The organism is Pseudofrankia coriaricola (assembly GCF_001854805.1).
Lineage (GTDB): Bacteria > Actinomycetota > Actinomycetes > Frankiales > Frankiaceae > Pseudofrankia.
The window spans coordinates 180,123-202,663 of sequence record NZ_MBLO01000223.1; the positions used below are offsets into that span (position 1 = coordinate 180,123).

Genomic DNA, 22,541 nt, shown 5'->3' on the forward strand with positions numbered 1-22,541 from the left:
GGCGGTGGCCCGCGACTACTACGAGATTCTCGGTGTCGGCCGGGACTCGAGCGCCGAGGAGATACAGCAGGCTTACCGCAGGCTCGCCCGCCGCTACCACCCGGACGTGAACTCCGATCCGGCCGCGGAGGAGCGGTTCAAGGAGATCGGTGAGGCCTACCACGTGCTGTCCGACCCGAAGACGAGGGCGCGCTACGACCGGTTCGGCCCGGACTTCCGACGGATCCCCGAGGACTATGAGGAGCGGGTGGCCGCCGGGGCGGGCGGGGGCTGGGTAGGCGGCGGTCCGGCCCGGCCCCGGGGTGTCCGGGTCGAACCCGGCTTCGGCACGGACTTCGGCGCCCGCGCCGGCGGCGCCGGCTTCGAAGACATCTTCGGCGACATCTTCGGCGCCCGCGGCGCGGCCGGGCCGATCCCCGGCGCCGATCAGGAAGCCGAGCTCGAGCTGACGGTCGAGGAGGCATACCGGGGTGGCCGCCGCCGGGTGACCCTGGCCGGCCCCGACGGGCCTCGCAGCTACCAGGTCACCATCCCGGCCGGGGTGGTGGACGGGCAGCGGATCCGGCTGGCCGGGCAGGGTGGCCGGTCAGCCGGCGGCGGGCAGCCCGGCGACCTGTACCTGCGGGCGCGGATAGCGCCGCACCCCCGCTACCGGCCGGACGGCCGGGACATCCACGTCACGTTGCCGGTCACCCCGTGGGAGGCGGCGCTCGGCGCGACGGTCCCGGTGATCACTCCCGGCGGCGAGGTCAAGGTGCACGTGCCGGCCGGGTCGTCGAGCGGCCGGCGGCTGCGCCTGCGGGGCGAGGGACTACCGAACCCCGCCGGACGGCCGGGCGACCTGTACGCCGAGGTCAGTGTGGCGGTGCCGGCGAGGCTGACCGATCGGGAGCGCGCACTGTTCCAGGAACTGGCGGCCGTGTCGACCTTCGACCCGAGGAGGGGGTCCCGAGGATGAGCATCCGATCCCCGTCCCAGCGGCGGGCAGTGCCGTCGGCACCGGCCGGCCGGCCTCGCTATCCGCTGGCGCCGATCCGCAGGTTGACGCTGGAGACGGTCGTCCACCGCAGTGGCCTGCACCCCGACCTGCTCCGCCGGTTCGTGACGCTCGGCTTGCTGAACGCCACCCGGGACGCCCGCGGAGAGCTCTGGTTCCCGCTGGACACGCTGGCAACGATCGCCAGGATCCAGCGGCTGCGGGCCGGGCTCTGCCTGAACTACGCCGCGATCGGCCTCGTCCTGGACCTGCTCGACCGCATCGATGCACTGGAAGCCGCGCTGCGCAGCAGCACACCCGCTCGACCGCCGACAGCCGCGAGGAGCACACCACCATGGACATGAACCGGCTGACCCAGAAGTCACAGGAGGCGTTGCAGGCCGCCCAGTCCGCAGCCACGCGGCTGGGGCATACCGAGGTCGACGGCGAGCACCTGCTGCTCGCCCTGCTCGACGCACCCGAGGGGCTGGTACCGAAGCTGCTCGGGCAGGCCGGCGCCGACACCGCGGCGCTGCGCGCCGCTGTCGAGACGGACCTGGCCCGCCGGCCGAAGGTGACCGGGCCTGGCGCCCAGCCGGGACAGGTCTTCGTCACCCAGCGGCTGGCCCGGCTGCTGGACGCGGCCGAACGTGAGGCCAAGCGCCTCAAGGACGAGTACGTGTCGGTGGAGCATCTCCTTCTTGCGCTGGCCGAGGAGGGCACCGGCACCACGGCCGGCCGCCGGCTGACGGAGCACGGGATCACCCGGGAGTCGTTCCTGGCCGCGCTCAGCGGAGTCCGCGGCCACCAGCGGGTCACCTCGGCAACGCCGGAAGGCGCCTACGAGGCCCTGGAGAAGTACGGCCGGGACCTGGTCGAGCAGGCGCGAACGGGCACCCTCGACCCGGTGGTGGGCCGAGACGCCGAGATCCGCCGGGTGATCCAGATCCTGAGCCGCAAGACGAAGAACAACCCGGTACTGCTCGGCGACCCGGGTGTCGGGAAGACCGCGATCGTGGAGGGCCTGGCCCAGCGGATCGTGCGCCGCGACGTGCCGGAGGGGCTGCGCGACAAGACCATCTTCGCGTTGGACATGGGCTCGCTGGTGGCCGGTGCCAAGTACCGCGGCGAGTTCGAGGAGCGGCTGAAGGCCGTGCTCGCCGAGGTGAAGGCCGCCGAGGGGCGGGTCCTGCTGTTCGTCGACGAGCTGCACACGGTGGTCGGCGCCGGCGCGGCCGAAGGTGCGATGGACGCCGGCAACATGCTCAAGCCGATGCTGGCCCGCGGCGAGCTGCACATGATCGGCGCGACCACGCTGGACGAGTACCGCAAGCGGGTCGAGTCCGACGCCGCGCTGGAACGCCGGTTCCAGCCGGTGATGGTCGACGAGCCGAGCGTCGAGGACACCATCTCGATCCTGCGTGGCCTGCGCGAGCGGTTCGAGGTCTTCCACGGGGTGAAGATCTCCGACCGGGCGCTGGTCGCCGCCGCGACACTGAGCCACCGATACATCACCGACCGGTTCCTGCCGGACAAGGCGATCGACCTGGTCGACGAGGCCTGCGCCCGGCTGCGGACCGAGATCGACTCGATGCCCGCCGAGCTCGACGAGATCACCCGCCGGGTGACCCGGCTGGAGATCGAGGAGGCCGCGCTGGCCACCGAGACCGACCCGGCCAGCAAGGTACGGCTCGACGAGCTGCGCCGCGAACTCGCCGACCTGCGCGCCGAGGCGGACGCCAAGCGTGCCCAGTGGGAGGCCGAACGCCACGCGATCAAGCGGGTCCAGGAGCTGCGCGAGGAACTGGAACGAGTCCGCCGCGAAGCAGATGAAGCCGAACGGGCGTACGACCTGAACCGGGCCGCCGAACTGCGCTACGGCCGGCTGCGCGAACTGGAACGGCGGCTGTCGGCGGAAGAGGAGCAGCTCGCCGCCAAGCAGGGCGACCACCGGCTGCTGCGCGAGGTCGTCACCGCCGACGAGATCGCCGAGATCGTCGCCGTCTGGACCGGTATCCCGGTCGCCCGGCTGCAGGAGACCGAACGGGACAAGCTGCTGCGCCTGGACGAGATCCTGCGGGAGCGGGTGGTCGGTCAGGACGAGGCGGTCGGGCTCGTCGCGGACGCGATCATCCGGGCGCGGTCCGGGATCCGGGACCCGCGCCGGCCCATCGGCTCCTTCGTCTTCCTCGGGCCCACCGGCGTCGGCAAGACCGAGCTGGCCAGGACCCTGGCGGCGGCGCTGTTCGACACCGAGGAGAGCATGATCCGGCTCGACATGAGCGAGTACCAGGAACGGCACACGGTCAGCCGGCTGGTCGGCGCTCCGCCCGGCTACGTCGGGTACGAGGAAGGCGGTCAGCTCAGCGAGGCGGTCCGGCGCAAGCCGTACTCGGTGGTGCTCTTCGACGAGATCGAGAAAGCGCACCCGGACGTGTTCAACATCCTGCTGCAGGTCCTGGACGACGGCCGGATCACCGACGCCCAGGGCCACCGGGTCGACTTCCGCAACACCGTCGTCATCATGACCTCGAACATCGGCTCCGGATACCTGCTCGACGGGCTCGACGACACCGGCCAGATCAGGCCCGAGACCGAGGCCCGGGTGATGGCCGAACTACGCGGCCACTTCCGCCCCGAGTTCCTCAACCGGATCGACGACATCATCCTGTTCCGGCCGTTGACTCTCCCCGACCTCGAAAAGATCGTCGACCTGCAGTTCTCCGACCTGCGCCAGCGGCTCACCGAACGGCGCATCACGCTGGAGCTGACCGAGGCCGGTCGCCGCCTGATCGCCGAACGGGGGTTCGACCCGGTCTACGGCGCCCGGCCGCTGCGCCGGTACATCTCGCACGAGGTGGAGACCCGGATCGGCCGGGCGCTGCTGCGCGGCGAGGTCACCGAAGGCAGCGCAGTGCGGCTCGACGCCCACGACGGCGAACTGGCCGTCACCTACGAGAAGGCCGCGGCCCGGCACGGACTCGCCGCCTGAGGACCCGCCCTCGGCCGTTGGCTCCCGGCTGCCGCCCTCGGCCGCTGGCCGGCGGGACGAGAGGCGGCGCGGAAAGAAGGACGACGTGGTGGCGGTGAACATCGGCAGGTTCGGACTCTGGACCACCAGCGCGAGATGGCCAGACGATCCGCGGGAGCGCGCGGACGCCGCCGCCGACGTCGACGCGCTCGGCTTCGGCGCGGTCTGGCTTGGCGACGCGACCGCGGACCTCGGACTGCCGGCGGCCCTGCTGGACGCCACCCGCCACCTCGGCGCAGTGACCGCCATCCTCAACGTCTGGACCGAACCCACGGACATCGTGGCCGCCAGCTACGCCCGGGTGACGAAGTCCCGCCCGAACCGGCTGCTGCTCGGGTTCGGCACCGGCTACCCGGCGTTCGCCGGCGAAGGCTACTGGTACCCCTACCAGGCCGTGGTCGACCACCTCGACCGGCTCGACGTCGAGCGGCCCACGGTCCCCAGGGACGTACGAGTGCTCGCCGCGCTGGGCCCGCAGATGCTGAGATTCGCCGCCACGCACACCGCCGGGGCCCACCCGTACCTGGTGACCCCGCAGCACACCTCATGGGCCCGGGACATCCTCGGCGCCGGCCCGCTGCTCGCCCCGGAGCAGAAAGTCATCCTGACCACCGATCCGGCCCAGGCGCGGACGATCGCCCGCCGCGTCCTGTCTATCTACCTGGCGTTGCCGAACTACACCGACAACCTGGCGCGATTCGGGTTCAGCGCGGACGACTTCGCCAGCGGTGGCAGCGACCGCCTGGTCGACAGCCTGGTCGCCTGGGGAGACCTGGACCGGATCCGGAGCCGAGTCGACGAGCACCACCAGGCGGGCGCCGACCACGTCGCCCTTCAGGTCCTCACCGACTCTCCGGACACCCTGCCCAGAGCGCAGTGGCGCAGCCTCGCCACCGGCCTGGGCCTACGGCCCTGACCAAGGAAAGGTGTCAACCAACGTCGGTGGCCCCAGCGCGGATCGCCGGCACCGCCGGTCCCGACATGCGGTTGCTTCAGCCAGCGGCGAGTCTCGGAGGGTGCACGCGCTGCAGAACGGTCACGATCATGGCTGAATCGAGCGGGCAGGATGCCGCTGCCTCGCCGGCCTCGCCGGGCGGGCCGTCGGCGCTGGGCAACCTGAATCGGCCCGAGTCCCCACCGCTGCGGCTGCTGCTCGGCGCGCAGTATGTGCTGCTCTACCTGATTTCGGTCGTGCTGTTGGCCGTGGGCGCCGGCGTGCTGTATCTCACGCTGGCCACCGTGCTGCACGGCAGCGGTTCCTGGACGGCACGTTTCGTCGTCGCCATCGAGGAACTGCTTCTCATTCTCATCATCGTGGAAATTCTGGTGACCATCGAAACGAGACTCGAGGGCGGGCGGCTGCAACTCGAGCCGTTCATCATCGTCGGTATCATCGCGTTGGTGCGCCACGTACTGTCGGTCGTAGTCGTCCTGACCATCCCGGAGACACCGGCGGAGAGTCGGCAGCGGCTGATTGAGTTGGCGGTCGACGCGGGGGCGGTCTTCGTCCTGATTGCCGCGCTGGCATTGGCTCGCTGGTCGCAGCGGCGATTCGACACCGGTGAGCCCGGGTAACCGGGAGCGATTCCGGACCACCGATTTCACCCTGGGCCGCAAACCGCATATAGCGGGATGACCTACCCCAGGGCAACGACAGCACGACCCGGCGGCCACGTTCCACGCCGCCGGTTCGCGGGCATATCCGTAGCGCATGGGCCGACTGCCAAGCGGGAAGGGGGCACCAGCCGTGGTCTGGACCGGGATCCGGACCCGAAACAGCGGACCGGGACGCGGACGGTTGACGACGGCCACGACGAGGACCGCCGGCGGCGAGCTGGCGGTGGTGCGGTGCGAGCGTTGCGGCCGGGCCAACCGGGTGCCTGCGGCCAGCGAGGGAATCCCGCGGCGCGGTCACTGCCACGCCCGCTACCCTGGGTCGTGGAGGCCGGCGAGCGGAAATTTCCTGAGCTCGCGGAGCAGGCGACCATTCCCATCCTGGTCGACCTGCGGGCGCCGTGGTACGGGCCGTGCAGGATCGTCGGCCCGGCGCTGGAACAGGTCACTCGGAACCTCGCCGGCCGGCCGAAACTCGTCAAGGTGAATGTGGACGAGAACCCCCGCATCACGCAGCGATTCTCGGCGCAGGCGATCCCAACCCTGCTGGTGTTGAACCGGGCCGCCGTCGTCGGCCGAAGGGCAGGTGCGGCACCGGCACCGGCATCGCGGGACCGGGTGGAAACGGTGATCGCCGCCGCGACCTCGACCGGGCCTCCTCGACCATCGGGAAGCGCTGCTTGATCGGAGTACCGCCGTGCTAATACCGGACCCGACCCAGCTGACCGAAACTCCGGATCTGCACGGCGCGTATCCACGGCTGTCGGCCGACCAGGTCAAGATCCTGGCCACCCGGGGTGAACGTCGCCACGTGCGCCGCGGACAAGTACTGATCCGGGAGGGCGAGCGGACCGACCAGTTCCTGGTCGTCCTGCGGGGCAAGGTGCTGGTGATCACGGGCTACGGCGGCGACGACGCGCGGGTAATCCGCGTGCACGGCCCAGGCCGCTTCCTCGGCGAACTCGGTCTCCTGGCGGGACAGGTCGCGTTCTCCACCGCGATGCCCGGCGAGGATGCAGAAGTCCTCGCGGTGCCGCTGGAGGCACTGACAGAAGTGGTGCAACGGGACACCGCGCTCGGCGATCTGATCGTACGTGCCTACTTCCTGCGCCGCGAGTTGCTCATCGGCATGGAAGCCGGTTTCCGGATCATCGGCTCCCACTACTGCGCGGACACCCGGCGGCTGCGAGAGTTCGCCGGCCGCAACCGGCTGCCGCACCGGTTCGTGGACCTGGAGCAGGACAGCGACGCGGACAAGGTCCTGCGAAGCCTTGGCCTCGGGCCAGCGGACACCCCGGTGGTGATCTGGCGGAAGGGACCGCAGGGGCTGGTGCTGCGTAACCCCAGCAACGCCGAACTGGCCCGGGCGATCGGCGTGACGGTGCTGCGTCCGGAGACGTCAGTGCGGGATCTGCTCGTGATCGGGGCGGGACCGGCCGGGCTCGCAGCAGCCGTGTACGGGGCGTCGGAAGGTCTGGCCACGACGGCGCTGGACGCGATCGCCACCGGCGGTCAGGCGGGAACGTCCTCCCGGATCGAGAACTACCTGGGCTTCCCGGCCGGGATCTCCGGAGCGGAACTGGCCGAGCGGGCGGCCATCCAGGCACGAAGGTTCGGGGCGGAGATCAGCGTGCCGGCCGAGGCGGTTGCGCTGGTACCGGACGGTGAGCTGTACGTCGTCCCGGTGGACTGCGGCGGCCGGCGGATGGAGGTCGTCAGCCGGACCGTGGTGATCGCCACCGGTGCCCGGTACCGCAGGTTGGACGCGCCCGGCATCGGGGAGTTCGAGGGCACGTGCGTGCACTACGCGGCGACCCTGATCGAGGCCAAGCTCTGCGCCCAGCGCCCGGTCGCGGTCGTCGGCGGCGGCAACTCCGCCGGGCAGGCCACAGTCTTCCTGGCGGAGATCGCACCGGTGGTTCACCTGGTGGCCCGCGAAGACGACCTCGGCGAAAACATGTCGCGCTACCTGGTGGACCGGATCAGGCGCCATCCCCGGGTCGTCGTCCACCCCCACAGCCGGGTAAGGCGGGCCGTGGGACACGGCTCGTTGGAGGCACTCGTCATCGAGGACGACCACTCCGGCGGACGGCGCTCGATACCCGCCGAGGTCCTCTTCGTCTTCATCGGCGCACAGCCGTGCACCCGCTGGCTCGCCGACACGGTCGCGCTGGACGACAGCGGCTTCATTCTGACCGGGGTGGACGCGGAGCCGGCCGCACGTGGGGAGGTCTGGCAGCACCTCGACCGCCCGCCGCGCATATTGGAAACCAGCCGGCCCGGCGTCTTCGCCGTCGGAGACGTTCGACACGGCGCCGTCCGACGGGTCGCCTCAGCCGTCGGCGACGGTGCCACCGCCATCCGCATGCTGCACGAACACCTCGAACACACCGGAAGTCGGGCCTCCTGACGCCCTGTACGGAACGTTGCGGGTGTCGTCGACAGTGTGCGGGAGGGTGGTTGGTGGCTTCGGCGACGAGGTCGGGATCGACGGCGTCCATGAGTCTGGCGCCGAGGACCCGGGCGGCGGAGCGTAGGACCCGCAGGATCGCGACGGTGATGGCCAGGCCGACGACGGGATCAGCCCAGGGCCACTCGCTGGGTTCGACACGTCCCATAACCGCACGGCGCCCTCGCCACTGCCGACCGCGAGGGTGCGGCTGTCGGACGAGAACACGACCGCGTTCACCAGGTCGATGGGGCCGGTCAGCGGCTTGCCAAGCGGCATGGCTGTGGTGATCGCACCGCCAGGTCCCGCCGAGGCCGTCGCCGAGTGGCCAGCCGGCTGCCTGGCCGTGGGGGTCGCGTCACCCGCGCCCGGTGAAGCCGTCAGCGCGTGGGCGGCTGGCGTTTCACCCCCCGTGCCGCCGCCGCTGGTCAGGACGACCGTCGTCACCACGGTGGCGAGCACGACGGTGACAGCGGCGGCGAGGGGCGGCGGTAAGCCCTCGGCGGCGGCTGCGTCGTGGCCGGGCCGTGGGCACAGAAGCCGGCGACGAGGGGTGGTCCAGCGCCGGTCCCTGCGCGGCGAGCCGCGTCATGACCGTGTCGGTCGGCGTCGGCCCGTGCGCCTCGACAGGCGCCCGCTCCGCGTGAAGGGGTGGCGACGGCGGCGCCCAGGCCGTGTCCAGCGGCGCGCGGCGCGTCCCGAGCGGCGGTGTCGGTCCCGACCCGCCTGGAGTCGGCGGAAGGGATCCGCCGGAGGCCGGCCGCGTCATGACGACGTGTCGACGTTCAGGCCTCGGGCGGGGCGCCGCCGGTCGTTTCCTCCGGTTCGGTCAGCGCCGCCCGCCAGCCGCGGACGAACCCGTCGACGACCAGGTCGATGCCGCCGGGAATGCCATACAGACGTAGGTAGGAGAGCATCTCGAACTCGGCGATCAGGCGGCACGCCCGGACCCGCGCCGAAAGCTGACCCAGCATCGGGTTCTGGCGACGCAGATAGCCGGCCAGCGCGTCCAGGCTCGCCACCATGTAGTCGCCGCCGCGGCTGTCCACCGCCGGCTCCAGGGCCATGACCTGCTGTACGACGACCCGCTCGGGGCTCGCCGGGTACCAGATCTCGATCGCCCGCCGAATCCACGCGCGCAGCTCAGAGGCGGTCGGCTCCTCGAGCGCGAACAAGGCGCCGAACAGCTCGTCGACCTCGGCCTGCTTGCGCTCGACCAGCTCCAGCACCACGTCGGCCTTCGACGGGAAGTACTGGTAGAACGTCTGTCGACTGGCGCCCGCGGCCTGGGCGATGTCCTCGACGGTCGCCGACGCGTAGCCGAGGTCGACGATCACCTGGACCGCGGCGTCGAGAAGAAGCTGGCGAGTGAGCTGCTTCTGGCGCGCCCGCAGGCTCCCGGCCCCCGGAGCCTCCCGGTCCGTGCCTGGCATCGCACCTCGACTGTCGTCCAAAGCCGCCGTCGGGGAAGGACCTGCTCCGGTCGTCCCACGCCGGCAGAACCCTACCCGACCGCGCTCGCCGGTGCGGAGCGCGTGCCGCTTAGATAGGCCCGCGCCAGACGGGCAGGGTCGTCGAGCAAAGCGGCCGCCGCCCCGGCCATGACGATCTCCCCGTGCACCATGACGACCGCACGGTCGGCCGCGCCGAGTGCCAGCGCGACGTGCTGCTCGACCAGGATGACGCTCGCGGCGGTGCCGATGACGATGCGGCGGATCGTCGTCAGCAGCCGCTCGGTCACCAGCGGGGCGAGCCCCAGGCTCAGCTCGTCGATCAGCAGGACCTTCGGGCGCTGCGCCAGCGCTCGGCCGATCGCGAGCATCTGCTGCTCCCCACCCGAGAGCATGCCCGCGGCGACGTCGAGGCGGGGGCTCAGCTCCGGGAAGTAGCCGAGGACCTCCTCCAGGCCGAGGCCACCCCGCCGCGCCGCGAGGCGAAGGTGCTGCCGGGCGGTCAGGCCGCCGAACAGTGCCCGGTCGTCCGGCACGAGCACGAGTCCGCGCCGGGACCGGGCCGCCGGGCCGAGCCGGCTGACGTCCTCGCCGGGGTCGCCCAGCCGGACGGTGCCGCCGAGGCCGGGCAGCAGCCCGGCCAGCGTGGCCAGGGTCGTAGTCTTCCCCGCGCCGTTCGGCCCGAGGACGGCGAGGATCTCGCCCGTGCCGACCTCCAGCGACACCCGGTGAACGACGGGCCGGCCGGCGTGGCCGGCGGACAGGTCCCGGCAGGACAGCGCGCTGCTCACGGCGTCTCCGCCTCCCGGGCGCCGGGCACGGACCCGCCGGCCGTGAACCCGACCGGTGCCGGCTCGTCGTCGGCCGTCGGCCGGCCCGCGTCCCGCGGCTCGTCGCCGGCCGGTGAGCCGCCGCTGGCCGAGGGATGGCCGACGGCCGGCGGCAGGTCGCCGCCGCCGTGGTCCGGCGCGCCGAGATAGGCGGCCGCGACCCGCGGGTCGCGCTGGATCTCGGCCGGCGTGCCCACGGCGATCAGCTCGCCGAGGTCCAGGACGCAGACACGGTCGCAGAGGCTCATCACGAAGCTCATGTCGTGGTCGACCAGGAGCATCGCGACCCCTGCCGCGCGGACCACCCGCAGCCGGTCGGCGAGCCAGTCGCTCTCCCCGCTGTCGAGCCCGGCCGCCGGCTCGTCCAGCAACAGCAGATCCGGAGCGCCGGCCAGCGCCCGGGCCACGGCGACGAGCTGGCGCCGGCCCTGAGACAGCTCCGCGACGGGCCGGTGCCGGACATCCCCGAGGTCCAGCAGGGCGAGCACGCGGCCCACAGCGGACGTGCCGTCGGCGGCGGTGACGCGCGCCGGGTCGTGGCCGCGCCGGTCGGCCTCGGTCCCGACCAGGACGTTCTCCTCCACGGTCAGGTCCGGGTAGAGCTCCTGGTGCTGGAAGGTCCGCCCGAGGCCGAGGCGGGCCCGGCGGAAGGGCGGTTGACGGTCGAGGGGCCGACCGCCCAGCCGAACCGAGCCGACCGAGCGGGAGAACCCGGTGACCGCGTCGATCAGCGAGGTCTTGCCCGCCCCGTTGGAGCCGATGAGGCCGACGATCTCGCCCGTCCGGACCGCCAGCGAGACGCCACGCACGGCGGCGACCCCGCCGTAACGAACGGTGATCCCGTCGATGGCCATGACCATCGTCCGCTCGGCCGGAGCCGGCGCGGGGGGTGGCGCCGCCGCCGGCGGCCGGGCGGGACCGTCGAGGCCCGCGGTCGCGGCCCGCCGGGGCGCATCGGCGTCGCCGGCCCGGCGCCGGACGACGGGCAGGGCGGCCAGCGCCCGGTGCCAACCGTCGTGCAGGCCGCCCGCGAGGCCCTCGGGATTGCGTACCACCGTCACCAGCACACCGATCGCACTGAGCGTGTAGTACCACTCGCCGAGCGAGATCACCTGGTCGAGGGCGACGTAGAGCACGCCGCCGGCGGCCATGACCCCGGCGAGCAGGCCGCCGGTGATCGACGAGACTCCCGCCAGGTAGACGGTGGCGAACAGCGCCAGCCCGGTGAGAGGGTCGAACGAGGCGGGGCTCGCCATCGAGTACTGGTAGGCCAGCAGCGCGCCACCGAGGCCGGCGATGAAGGCGCCGATCCCGAACGCCACCATCTTCGTACGGGCCACGTCGATGCCGGAGGCCGCGGCCGAGCGCTCGTTGGCCCGAACGGCGAGCATGGCCGCGCCGAGGCGGCTGGTCCGCAGCCGTGCGACGCCCAGGGCCACGACGAGCAGCGCGACGACGCAAACGATCCCGAAGGCCACCGTCGGATAGGCGCGGCCGGTGCCGGCGCCGAGGTCGAGGCCGAGAAGGGTCGGCTCGGCGACCGGGGGCTGGCCCTGCGGATCGCGCGCCAGTGTCGGGTTCTGGAACCAGACCGCCTCCAGCACGACGGCGAGCGCCAGGGTGACCGCCGCGACGGGCAGGCCGCGCACGCGCAGCGCCGGCAGGCCGACGACGACGCCGACGACGGCCGCCATGGCGGCGGCGAGCAGCGGCGCGACCGGGAACGGCACGTGCCAGCTGGTGGTGGCCAGGCTCACCCCGTAGGCACCGCCGCCGGCCAGCGTGAGCTGGGCCAGCGAGACCTGGCCGGCGTAGCCCATGACCACCACCAGCGACAGGGCGATCAGGGCGTAGATCAGGCTGGTGATCACCGAGGCCCGCGTCCCGCCGTTCGTGAAGACGAGCAGGACCAGCGCGGCGACGACGCCGACGGCGGCCGCCGGCAGCGGGCTGCGCGGGCGCGGCGCGCGGCCCAGAGTTCGCTGTGCCAGGGCGCCCCGCGTCGGTAGCGGCCGGCCCCGGACCAGCAGGTAGCCGAGGATGACGACGAGAGGCACCAGCTCGGCCGGCCCGCGCTGCAGCGCCCAGGAGTGCTGAGCCTGCAGGAACGTGAGCTCGGACTGCACCATGCCGATGCCGAGCCCGGCGAGGATGGCCGGCGGGATCAGCGAGAATCCGCCGACCATCGCGGCGGCGAGCGCCGGGACGATGAACAGCGTGTAGGACACGGCGGACAGCGGCACGATCGGCGCGATCAGGATGCCGCCCAGACCGGCGACGACCGCGCTGATCATTGCGCTTGCCAGCGCGATCCGGTCCGGCGACAGGCCCGTGACCAGTGCGCCCTTCTCGGACTCGGCGCTGGCCCTGGCGGCCAGGCCGAAGATCGTGTACCGGAAGCCGGCGACGACCGTGCCCGCGATCAGACACACGGCGACGGCGAACGCGATCCGGTCCTGCGGGATCGAGACCCCGCCAACCACGAAGCGCCCGCGCGGCAGGATCGGATCGACCCGGACGGGCTCGTTGCCGACGCGGGCGGCCAGCACCGCCTGGATGAGCACCATCGCGCCGATCGAAGCGACCATCGTCGTCGTCGCGGGGGCGGCGCGCAGCGGCCGGAAGACCGCCAGGTGCAGCAGGCCGCCGAGCACGGCCGCGACGAGCAGCGCCACCGCCATGCTCGCGGCCACCGGCAGGCCGCGGCCGAAGCCGACCGTGGCATCGACCCCCGGTATCGGCACCAGAAGACTGCCCTGGCGGAGGAACGCATAGGTGTAGGCGGCGTAGAGCCCGATGGCGGCGACGGCGAAGTTCACCACGCCGGAGCTGCGGTAGGTGACGACCAGGGCCAACGCGACGGCGGCGAAGACCGCCCCGTTCCCCACGCCCAACAACAGGAACCCGAGATGATTCACCATCGCCCCCGGTCGGCTGCCGGTGCCCGGGGGCAGCGCGGGCGGGACGGTTCGGTCGCCACGGCCTGCGCCCTAGCCTTCCCGTACTTCCCGGTGGATCACGTCGCAGCTCCAGAACCTCGGCACGCCGATGATCAGCGGGGCGATCGCGGCGGAGAGCTCCTCGCTGGTCGACGTCGCCATCGTCGCCACCATCGACTCGTACGAATCGAACTCGAGGATCGTGAAGAAATGCTCGGGATCATCGCGGTCGACGATCGTGTGACCGGTGCGGAAGAGGACGTCCCGCTCGCTTGGGTCGAGCTTCTCGAGGTAGTCGGTGTCCAGGCGCCGCAGCTCCTCGATGTCCCTGGTCCGGATCTCGATGATCTGCGTGAACGTGCGCTCCACCGTTTGGTCGCCGATCGACTCGCGGTGCAGGACGTCCCCGTTGCAGAACTTCGGCTCGCCGATGATGAGCGGTGCTATGGCGGCCGACAGCTGGTGACTGGTCTCGGTGGCCATCGTGACCACCATCGACTCGTAGGAGTCGAATTCGAGGATCGTGAAGAAGTGCGTGGGGTCATCGCGGTCCACGGCGGTGTGCCCGCGGCGGAACAGGGTGGTGCGTTCCTCCGGCCCGAGGCTCTCCAGATAGTCGGCGTCCAGCCTGGTCAGTTCCTCGATGTGCTCCGTGTGTATTTCTATGAGCTGCGTGAAGCGCATTCATACTCCCAGCGGCCGCGCGATAAGGAGAGCTCGTCAGAAGGGCGTTGCCCGAAGGGCGTCGTTCGAGGTGCCAGCCCGCCCGGGCCCGGTCAGGAGGCGCGGAACGACCTGGCGATGAGGTCGGTCGCGTCGATGACGTCGAAGCTCGACGGCCTGGCGTCGACCAGGGTGGCCGAGACCAGCTGGCCGGAGCACATCGCCCGGAACGTCGGGATGGCCTTCCCGTCACAGGTGAAGGTCGCCCCATTCCCCAGGGGCAGACGCACGTCCCGTGCCTTGCGCAGCGCCGCGCTCAGCGTGTCGGAGGTGAGGTCGCCGGTGACTCCCGCGCCGTTCAGTGCTCGGATCATCGCCAGGGTGACGACATAGCCGTGGGACGTGTCGCCGTCGAGGACGTTGAGTTTGGGGGCGTACTTGTGGAGGACGGCGTCGTACAGCCTGGTCTCGCCGTCGCTCCCGGTCGGGCCGACGTAGGCGGGGAGCTGCACACCCTCGAAGTCCGCCGCCGGCACGGTCTGGAGCACCGACTGGCCGACGCAGACGTTCGTGATGAAGACGACCGGCTTTTTGCCGTCGGGCGCGCTGCCGTCAGCCAGCGCCGGAATGACGCCACGGCAGGTCGGCGCGTCGGCATAGACGATGACGGCCTGCGGGCTCGCGCTGAGCGCGGCGGTGACCTGCGGCGTTGGGTCGGGCGTGCCGGGCGGAATCAGCGTGAGCTTCAGCTTGATGCCGGCCGCGTTGAAGATCGGCGTGCCGAAGCTGTTCATCACGGCGGTGACCCCGGGCACGTTGACGCCGATGACCCCGACGTTCGTGAACTTGTGGTCGACGGCGTACTTCGCGATCCCGCCGAGCTGGCCGAGGATACCGGCGGTCCACAGGAAGACCCGCTCACCGGTGAACTCGGCCGGGGTGAGGCCGCTCATCGCCATCCAGGGAATGTGCGCCGCCCCCAGCGCGGAGACGTAGGGCTGGGTGTCGGTCACCGAGCCGTGCAGCACGCCGACCACGCCGGAGTTCACGAACTTCGTCGCGCACTGCGCCGCCGACACGCCGTCGCTGCGATCGTCGCAGGTCACCAGCTGGAGCGGATGACCGCCGATGCCGCCCAGATAGTCGTTGGCATACGCCGCTGCCGCCTGCGCGGACTGGCCTATGGTCGGGAAGTTTGCTCCGGCGCCACCGTCGGCATTGGCGAACCCAATGCGCACGGGCGTGCCGGTCGCTTTGTTCGGCGTGCCGAGAAGATGCGCGTCGGCCGGGTCGCCAGCCGACGGGCCGTCGCCGCCGGAGCCGCACGCGGCCGTGACCGCCAGGACAGCGGACAGCAAGAGCACCCCGAATCCCGTACGGCGCGAAGCGGGGAAACCTCTCCCCACCCACCGCGGAGGTTCCCACCTGTTCCTCATTGTCAGCCTTTCCCGCAGCCTGACCAGGAAATTTTACGTCTGTCTCGCAGTCAGTAGACCTTACAGTCTGTCTGGTGAGATGTCTTCACGTCCATCAATTCGCAGCAGGATGTTTACGGCGACGCAACGACGCGTCACTTCTCGGGATGTCTCGGGCCCGGCCGGGTCGGGGCGGTCGGCGGGGCCGGCGTCTCATCCGTCGAACCGCCGGCGGCGGGTAGCCGAACGACCCCCGTTCAGATGCTGCCCGGCGCGGCATTGACCAGGACGGCGAGGTTGCCCGGGGGCTGGCGGTTCTCGTAGAGGAGCTGGTGGGCCGTTCCGACGTCGCCCAGCGTGCCGCACACGGTCAGGCAGGGATCCAGGCGCCGCTGGCCGACGAGTGTGGTCACCTGCCGACATTCGCGGAGGTTGGCGTAGTGGGAGCCCTGGAGCCGCTTCTGCCGCATCCAGAGATACCGCAGGTCGACGTCGCCGTTGAATCCGGAGGTACCTCCGCAGATCACCACCATCCCGCCGGTGTCGCAGACGAACATGGAGGTGGGGAGCGTGGCCTGGCCCGAGTGCTCGAGCACGATCCGAGGAGCGAGACGAGCGCCCAGGATGTCCCAGATCTGTGCGCCGAACCGCCGCGCCTCCGTCATCCAGGCGTCCGAGGCCACGGCGTCCTCGACCCCCGGAAGCCTCCCCCAGTGGCCGAACTCCAGCCGATTGATCGTGCCGGCCGCGCCCAGCCGCAGGCAGTGCTCGACGCGGGAGTCGTCCGAGACCACAGCCACCGGGACTCCCCCGCGCAGCCGCGTGATCTGGATGGCCATCGAGCCGAGCCCGCCCGCTCCTCCCCAGATGAGAACGGGATCGCCGGGCTGCACGACGTTGGGATGCCAGCCGCACAGCTGGCGGTACGCCGTCGGGCCGGTGAGCATGAACGCGGCCGCCTCGGCCCAGCCCAGCTCGGCGGGCTTGGGGTGGCACTGGTACTCGTCGACGACCGCGAACTGGGCGAAGGAGCCGAAGTTGCTCTCGTAGCCCCACGCCATCGTCGACGACGACATCACGGTGTCGGCACCGAGCCTGATGTCGGAGGACGACTCGTCCCACTGCACGCTCGACACGATGACGTGGTCGCCGACGGCGACCTGGCGGACACCCTCGCCGAGTGACCAGACGACGCCCGACGCCTCCGAACCACCGATGTGACAGCCGATGGTCTCGCCGAGCCGCCGGCGGCGCATCGCGACGACGTCGACCGGCTGACCGAGTGACGCCCACACGTTGTTGTAGTTGATGCCCGCCGCCATGATGAGAACCAGCACCTGGCCGCGCCCGACCGGCGGAACGGGGACCACCTCGGTACGGAATGCCTTCCGCGGCTCGCCGTAGCGATCGGGACGTATCACGGACGCGTACATCTGGTCGGGGACGACCCCAACCGGTGGTGTCGTCCCAAGCTCGTAGAGATCCGTCTTCATGTCATTCTCCGAGTCGCGCCGAGAAGCGGTTCCAGGCTGGTGACGTCAATTTTTCCGGTTGTCACGGATACTTCCGCAGGTAACCTGTCAGACGAGATGTCGCTGCCTCCGCCATTCCGCGGCAAATTGTTCGCGACGGCGCCATGACGCGCCTCACCTCCGGATATCGCGGCCCGGTCCGTGGCGGGCGGTCGGGGTCCCGGGGCCGATGACGCCCCCGGAACCCCGCCGCGTCCGCCGACCTCGGGCGCGCCCGCCGGACGGGTTCGTCAGCCGCAGAGGATGTAGGTGCCCAGCGGCAAGGTCGCTCCTGCCGGCAGGACATAGGAGCGGAGGCCGATCTTGCCCTTGAGCGACCCGGTGAGGCCGGCCGCGAAGGTAGTCTGCCGGGCCCCGGTGGCGGTCGCGGTGTGGTCGACGACCCCGACCGCGTGGAGGCTGCCCTCGGGGATGTTGATGGTCTCGTCCAGCAGGATGATCACGTGGTTCTCGGCCGGCGGCGGGCCGGCAAGCACGGTGATGGAACCCGTTCCATCACCGAACCGCGAGCCGTCGGGGTTGGTCAGTGCGATCTTGAAGGTGCCGGTGTCACCGGCCGAGAACCCCGGGGCCCCGGTGTCGTTGAAGGTCGCCCCGGCCGGGGTCTCGGTGATGTCGTCGTGGAACACGCAGCCGGCGGACGTGCCGGCCGCCGGCGTGGCCGAGGCCGATCCGGGCGCCAGCAGGACGAGGCCGGTGGCCGCCATCGGAACGACCAACCACGCCCGCCGCAGGTGTTGACGGAATGATGACATGAACAGCCCTCTCTTTGTCGGCAAGCAAATACACGAAGAACAACGGCCGTCGAATAGGCAGAGCACGGTTACAGATCCTCGACGGCCGGTATTACCAGTTTTCCGACGGCCTCAAGGCCACGCAGCCGCCAGATATCCGGAACGCTTCCGATCACCGTCTGGACACCCAGGCCGGCGAGCCGTTCGAGAAACGGCAGAAGATCCGCCGCGCGCTCACCGTCCGGGCCGATGTCGAATGGCAGGAAACAGGTCTTCTCGATCTCGTCGTACGAGCGCCCCTCCCGCTCGCAGTGCTCCCGCAGCACGGCCAGCTTGCGCGGCAGGGCCGGGGTCGGGAAGAAGTTGCACGCCTGGGCGTAACGGGCCACGAGCCGCAGCGTCTTCTTCTCCCCCGAGCCGCCGATCATGATCGGCGGATGCGGCACCGCGAGGGGCTGCGGCGAGTTCAGCGGCCGCTCCAGCCGGTAGTGCCGGCCGTCGTACGGCGAGTCGTCACCCTCCCACATCCGCAGGATGATCTGGACGCTCTCCTCCAGCATCTCGAACCGCTCCGCCAACGGCGGGAACGGCAGGCCGAGCCCGAGCGACTCCTCCTCGTCCCAGGCGGCCCCGATCCCCAGCCACGTCCGGCCGCCGGACAGCACGTCGAGCGTCGACACGATCTTGGCGAGGAGACCGGGCGGGCGGTAGACGACCCCGGTCACCAGCGCGAGCAGCGCCGCCCGGCTGGTGTGCGCGGCCAGGAAGGTGAGCGCCGTGTACGCCTCCAACATCTCGTCGGTGGGCGGACCGAGCTGCGGTATCTGAAAGAAATGGTCCATGACGGTGATGTGCGAGAAGCCCACGTCGTCCGCCGTGCGGCCGACGGCGGCGAGCGTCGGCCCTATCTTCTCGGGACCGCCGGGCCAGGTGAACTCCGGGATCTGCAGGCCAATTCTCACGAAATCGCTCCGTCCGGAGAAGAGCCGGGACGTCGTTACAGCGGGATGTTGTCGTGCTGCCCCCGGGCCGCCGGGGTGGCCGCCACCGCGGCTATCAGCCGCGCTCGGGTGTCGGCCGGCTCGATGATGGCGTCGACCGCGCCGGACGCGATTCCGCGCCGAACCCCTCCGGACTCGGCCTCCTGGTGCTCGACCAGGGACGCCAGCAGGGCCGGACGCTCGGACTCGCCGGCGGCGGCCAACGCGGACCGGTGCAGGATCTCGACGGCCGCCGACGCGCCCATCACCGCCACGTCGGCCTGCGGCCAGGCCAGGACCGTGTCGGCGCCCAGGGAACGGGAGTTCATCGCGATGTAGGCGCCGCCGTGGGACTTCCGGAGCACCAGTGTCACCCGCGGCACGGTCGCCGCCGCGAACGCGTGCACCAGCTTCGCGCCCCGCCGGATCACGCCGTCCCACTCCTGGCGCACCCCCGGCAGGTAGCCCGGCACGTCCACCAGCACGACCAGCGGCAGGCCGAGCGCATCGCACATCCGGACGAACCGGGCGCCCTTCTCCGCGCTGAGCGAGTCCAGGCAGCCGGCCTTGCGGATCGGGTTGTTGGCGACGACGCCCACCGTCCGTCCGCCCAGCCGCGCCAGGCCGACGATGATGTTCGCCGCCCAGTCCCGCTGGAACTCCTCGAACACCGGCCCACCGGTCTCGTGGTCGACGATGGCCTGGATGACCGGCCTCATGTCGTATGCGCGGCGGGCGGCGGCCGGCAGCAGGCTGCCCGGGTCCACACCGGAGCCCGCCCGCTCCTGGTCGGCGAGGCCGGGGTGGCTGAGCAGCGCGGCCACCCGGCGCGCGCGGCCGTACGCGTCCGCCTCCGACGCGGCGACGATGTGCGCGACCCCCGACTTGCGGCCATGGGCAAGGGGCCCGCCCAGACCGGTCATGTCGATGTGCTCCCCGGTCACCTTGCGGACCACGTCCGGACCGGTGACGAAGAGCCGCCCGCCCGGCGCCATGATGATCACGTCGGTGAGCGCCGGCCCGTAGGCCGCCCCGCCGGCGGCCGGGCCGACCACCACCGAGATCTGCGGCACCCGGCCTGAGGCCCGGACGATCGCCGAGAAGACCCGACCGAAGCCCTCCAGCGCCTCGATACCGTCCGACAGCTTCGCGCCGCCCGAGTGCCACAGGCCGACGACCGGGCAGCCGTCGCGGACGGCGGTGTCGATCGCGGCCACGATCGCGTCGCAGTCGGCCGGGCCGAGCGCGCCGCCGCGTCGCGAGCCGTCGGTGCAGAAGGCGACCACCGGACGGCCGTCGATCCGCCCTCGCACGGCCGTCGCCACCAGGCCCGGACCGTCGCTGTGGCCACCGGGCGTGCGCAGCGGGAGGACCGGTCCACGGTCGAGGAGGGCGGCCAGGCGCCGCCGCGGAGCGCGGGGGTCACCCTCGGCCGCGGCGCGCGGGTCGCTCTCACCGGTACGGGGCCGGGCGATCACCGGACCCCCGCCGGAGTCCGGGTTTCGAGTGTCGGTCGCGTCGGTCGCGTCGGTCATAGCGGGAGGCTCCAGCTCACGTCGGTCATCCCCCTGCGACCGGAGCGACCGCGTCCCAGCGCGCCGTGCTCGACTCGGCGCCGATGAGGTGATCCGCAAGCGATCGGGATGACGGGTTGTCGAAGATCACCTCGGCGGGGACCGTGAGACCGGTGGTCTCGGCCAGCCGGGTACCCAGCTCTCGGATGGTCAGGGAGGAGAAGCCGAGGTCGAGGAACGCGACGTCCGGATCGACCTCGGCGACGTCGGCGTGCCCGAGCGCCTGGGCGACGGCGACCAGGACGGTCTCCAGCAGGAGGTCCGCGCGGTCGGCGTCGGACGCGCCGGCGAGCCGGCGGGCCGGCTCGGACTGCCCGGCCCCCGCCGGCTCGGTTGGCGCGCCGCGGGCCTCGACCGGCACCGTGCCGGCGGCGCCGGCGACGTCCGCCGGACCTGCTGGGGCGGCACCCGTCCCTGCCGCCGTCGCGGCGACGGCGCCGACCCCGTCCGTCAGGCGCGCCCCCGCCGGCAGCCGCGCTCCGGCCGCGTCGGTCCTCGCGCCGGTGGTCGACACCGCCGGGTCGTTGTCGAGCCAGTATCGCTGTCGCTGGAAGGCATAGCGCGGAAGGGCGACAGCGTCGGCCGGCCGGGGACGCCGGCCGAGCAGCAGGCTCCAGTCCACGGGCACGCCGTCGGCGTACAGGGCGCCGACCGTATCCACCAGACTCGTCGCCTCGTCCCGGTCCCGGCGGGCCGCCGCCACGACCAGCGCTCCGCCGCCAGGCCCCCGCCCGGCCGGTGCCGACCCCCGGCCGGCGGTCCCGGACGCGGCGGCCGGGCGCGCCGAGTCGAGGGTGTCCCGGACCAGCGGAGCGAGGATCGCGTCCGGCCCGATCTCCACGAAACGCCGCACGCCGGCCTCCCGGGCGGCGGTCACGCCGTCGGCGAACCGCACCGCCGCGCGGACCTGGCGCACCCAGTAGCCGGGCTCCAGGATCTCGGCGCCCGCCAGCGCCCCCGACACGTTCGACACCAACGGCACCGACGGCCGCCGGAGGTCGATGCCCCGGACGACCTCGGCGAGCTCGTCCAGGACGTCGTCCATGTGCGCCGAGTGGAACGCGTGACTCACCCGCAGCCGGCGGGTCATCCGACGGCGGGAGCGCCAGAACCTCTCGATCCGCCCGATCGCCTCCGCGTCCCCGGAGACCACCACCGACGTCGGCCCGTTCACCGCCGCGATAGCCACTCCGGCCCGGCCCACGAGCACCGCCGCCATCTCCGCCTCGGACACCCCGACCGCGAGCATCAGCCCGCCCGGCCGCGCCGCCTGCATCAGACGGCCGCGCGTCGCGACCAGGCGGCATCCGTCGGGCAGGTCGAAGACCCCCGCCACGTGCGCCGCCGCCAGCTCGCCCACCGAATGCCCCATGACCACGTCCGGCGCCACCCCGAGCTCCGCCAGCAACCGGGCCAACGCCACCTCGAACGCGAACAATGCCGGCTGCGTGTACGCCGTGGCGTCGATGTCGCCGGCCGTCCCCGCCATCACTTCGTTGACGGACGGGTCCACCGAACCCGAGAAGCCGTCCACCACCTCCGCGAGCGCCTCCCGGAACACCGGGAAGGTCTCCGCCAGGCGGACCCCCATCCCCGCCCGCTGCGCGCCCTGACCCGAGAAGACGAAACCCACGCCGCCCGACGGGCCCGCCACTCCGAGTGCCACGCCGGGCGGCGCCGATCCGGACGCCAACGCGTCCAGACCCGCCAGCAGCTCCTCCCGCGATCGCCCGATCGCCACCCCCCGCCGGTCGAACGACGACCGCGCGAGCAGCCCGAGCGCGACGTCCCGGTCAGGGATCGCCGCGCCCCCGGCCCGCAGGAATCCCGCCAGCTTCCCGGCCTGCCCGGCGAGCCCGGCCGCGGTCCGGCCAGACAGCACGAAGGGCACCGGGACCGACGCGGCGACCCCGGCGGTACCCGCCGCGTCCGCCGAGCGCACCCCGGTGGGAGCGGCCCGACCGGCCGCGACCGGCTCGGCCGGCGACGGTTCCGCCGGCGACGGTTCCGCTGGGAACGCCTCGGCCGGAGATCCCACGGCCGAGGTCGGCGCCACCGGCGACGGGTCGCGCGGCGGTGCCTCCGAGACGACGACGTGGGCGTTCGTGCCGCTCACACCGAACGAGGACACGCCCGCTCGGCGCGGCCGCTCGCCCCGGGGCCAGGGCCGGGCCTCGGTCACCAGCTCGACCGCCCCGGACTCCCACTCCACATGTGAGGACGGCGCGTCCACGTGCAAGGTCGCCGGCACGATTCCATGCCGCATCGCCAACACCATCTTGATGACCCCGGCCACCCCGGCCGCCGCCTGAGAATGACCGATGTTCGACTTCACCGAACCCAACAACAACGG

17 protein-coding genes are annotated in these 22,541 nt (G+C 72.1%); 7 read left to right on the forward strand and 10 right to left on the reverse strand.

Going from position 1 to position 22,541, the window contains the following annotated elements; translation table 11 throughout:
- Positions 1 to 4: 4 nt before the first annotated feature.
- The 7 genes from BCD48_RS27890 (at position 5) to BCD48_RS27920 (ending at position 8,031) form a co-directional block, all read left to right on the forward strand.
- Complete coding sequence (locus tag BCD48_RS27890; RefSeq protein WP_071051351.1) at positions 5 to 958, forward strand: DnaJ C-terminal domain-containing protein; 954 nt, start codon at positions 5 to 7, stop codon at positions 956 to 958.
- Positions 955 to 1,341: a chaperone modulator CbpM gene (locus BCD48_RS27895; RefSeq protein WP_071051352.1), complete on the forward strand. Its 387-nt coding sequence runs from the start codon at positions 955 to 957 to the stop codon at positions 1,339 to 1,341. Before BCD48_RS27890 ends, BCD48_RS27895 begins: the two co-directional genes overlap by 4 nt.
- Positions 1,332 to 3,968, forward strand: a complete 2,637-nt coding sequence (gene clpB / locus BCD48_RS27900) for an ATP-dependent chaperone ClpB (RefSeq protein ID WP_071051353.1) — start codon at positions 1,332 to 1,334, stop codon at positions 3,966 to 3,968. Before BCD48_RS27895 ends, clpB begins: the two co-directional genes overlap by 10 nt.
- A gap of 88 nt (positions 3,969 to 4,056) precedes the next feature.
- Complete coding sequence (locus tag BCD48_RS27905; RefSeq protein ID WP_071051391.1) at positions 4,057 to 4,923, forward strand: LLM class F420-dependent oxidoreductase; 867 nt, start codon at positions 4,057 to 4,059, stop codon at positions 4,921 to 4,923.
- Between the two features lie 128 nt (positions 4,924 to 5,051).
- Entirely contained in the window at positions 5,052 to 5,582 is a 531-nt protein-coding gene (locus tag BCD48_RS27910) for a phosphate-starvation-inducible PsiE family protein (protein WP_071051354.1), read from the forward strand.
- Between the two features lie 273 nt (positions 5,583 to 5,855).
- Entirely contained in the window at positions 5,856 to 6,305 is a 450-nt protein-coding gene (locus BCD48_RS27915; RefSeq protein WP_198543422.1) for a thioredoxin family protein, read from the forward strand.
- Between the two features lie 13 nt (positions 6,306 to 6,318).
- Positions 6,319 to 8,031, forward strand: coding sequence for an FAD-dependent oxidoreductase (locus BCD48_RS27920; protein WP_071051355.1), 1,713 nt, complete (start codon positions 6,319 to 6,321; stop codon positions 8,029 to 8,031).
- A gap of 824 nt (positions 8,032 to 8,855) precedes the next feature.
- Here BCD48_RS27920 and BCD48_RS27930 read toward each other — a convergent pair.
- The 10 genes from BCD48_RS27930 to BCD48_RS27975 all read right to left on the reverse strand — a co-directional run.
- Positions 8,856 to 9,503: a TetR/AcrR family transcriptional regulator gene (locus BCD48_RS27930; RefSeq protein WP_071051357.1), complete on the reverse strand. Its 648-nt coding sequence runs from the start codon at positions 9,501 to 9,503 to the stop codon at positions 8,856 to 8,858.
- 71 nt (positions 9,504 to 9,574) lie between these two features.
- Positions 9,575 to 10,312: an ABC transporter ATP-binding protein gene (locus BCD48_RS27935; RefSeq protein WP_071051358.1), complete on the reverse strand. Its 738-nt coding sequence runs from the start codon at positions 10,310 to 10,312 to the stop codon at positions 9,575 to 9,577.
- Positions 10,309 to 13,272, reverse strand: coding sequence for a branched-chain amino acid ABC transporter permease/ATP-binding protein (locus tag BCD48_RS27940; protein WP_071051359.1), 2,964 nt, complete (start codon positions 13,270 to 13,272; stop codon positions 10,309 to 10,311). The genes BCD48_RS27935 and BCD48_RS27940 overlap by 4 nt, the downstream gene beginning before the upstream one ends.
- Before the next feature lie 69 nt (positions 13,273 to 13,341).
- Positions 13,342 to 13,974 carry a hypothetical protein gene (locus BCD48_RS27945; protein WP_071051360.1) on the reverse strand — a complete coding sequence of 211 codons (633 nt, stop codon included), beginning with the start codon at positions 13,972 to 13,974 and terminating at the stop codon, positions 13,342 to 13,344.
- A gap of 92 nt (positions 13,975 to 14,066) precedes the next feature.
- Entirely contained in the window at positions 14,067 to 15,317 is a 1,251-nt protein-coding gene (locus tag BCD48_RS27950) for an ABC transporter substrate-binding protein (RefSeq protein WP_071051361.1), read from the reverse strand.
- 308 nt (positions 15,318 to 15,625) lie between these two features.
- Positions 15,626 to 16,861: a crotonyl-CoA carboxylase/reductase gene (gene ccrA, locus BCD48_RS27955; protein ID WP_071051362.1), complete on the reverse strand. Its 1,236-nt coding sequence runs from the start codon at positions 16,859 to 16,861 to the stop codon at positions 15,626 to 15,628.
- A 269-nt stretch (positions 16,862 to 17,130) separates the two neighbouring features.
- A complete protein-coding gene (locus BCD48_RS27960; protein WP_071051363.1) occupies positions 17,131 to 17,607 on the reverse strand; it encodes an allene oxide cyclase barrel-like domain-containing protein in 477 nt (158 codons plus the stop codon).
- A gap of 116 nt (positions 17,608 to 17,723) precedes the next feature.
- A complete protein-coding gene (locus tag BCD48_RS27965; protein WP_071051364.1) occupies positions 17,724 to 18,596 on the reverse strand; it encodes an LLM class F420-dependent oxidoreductase in 873 nt (290 codons plus the stop codon).
- A gap of 35 nt (positions 18,597 to 18,631) precedes the next feature.
- On the reverse strand, positions 18,632 to 20,149 hold the full coding sequence (locus BCD48_RS27970; protein ID WP_083419297.1) for an acyl-CoA carboxylase subunit beta: 1,518 nt from the start codon (positions 20,147 to 20,149) through the stop codon (positions 18,632 to 18,634).
- Between the two features lie 25 nt (positions 20,150 to 20,174).
- Positions 20,175 to 22,541, reverse strand: a 2,367-nt coding sequence (locus BCD48_RS27975; RefSeq protein WP_131804116.1) for an acyltransferase domain-containing protein, incomplete at its 5' end; no start/stop codon positions are given.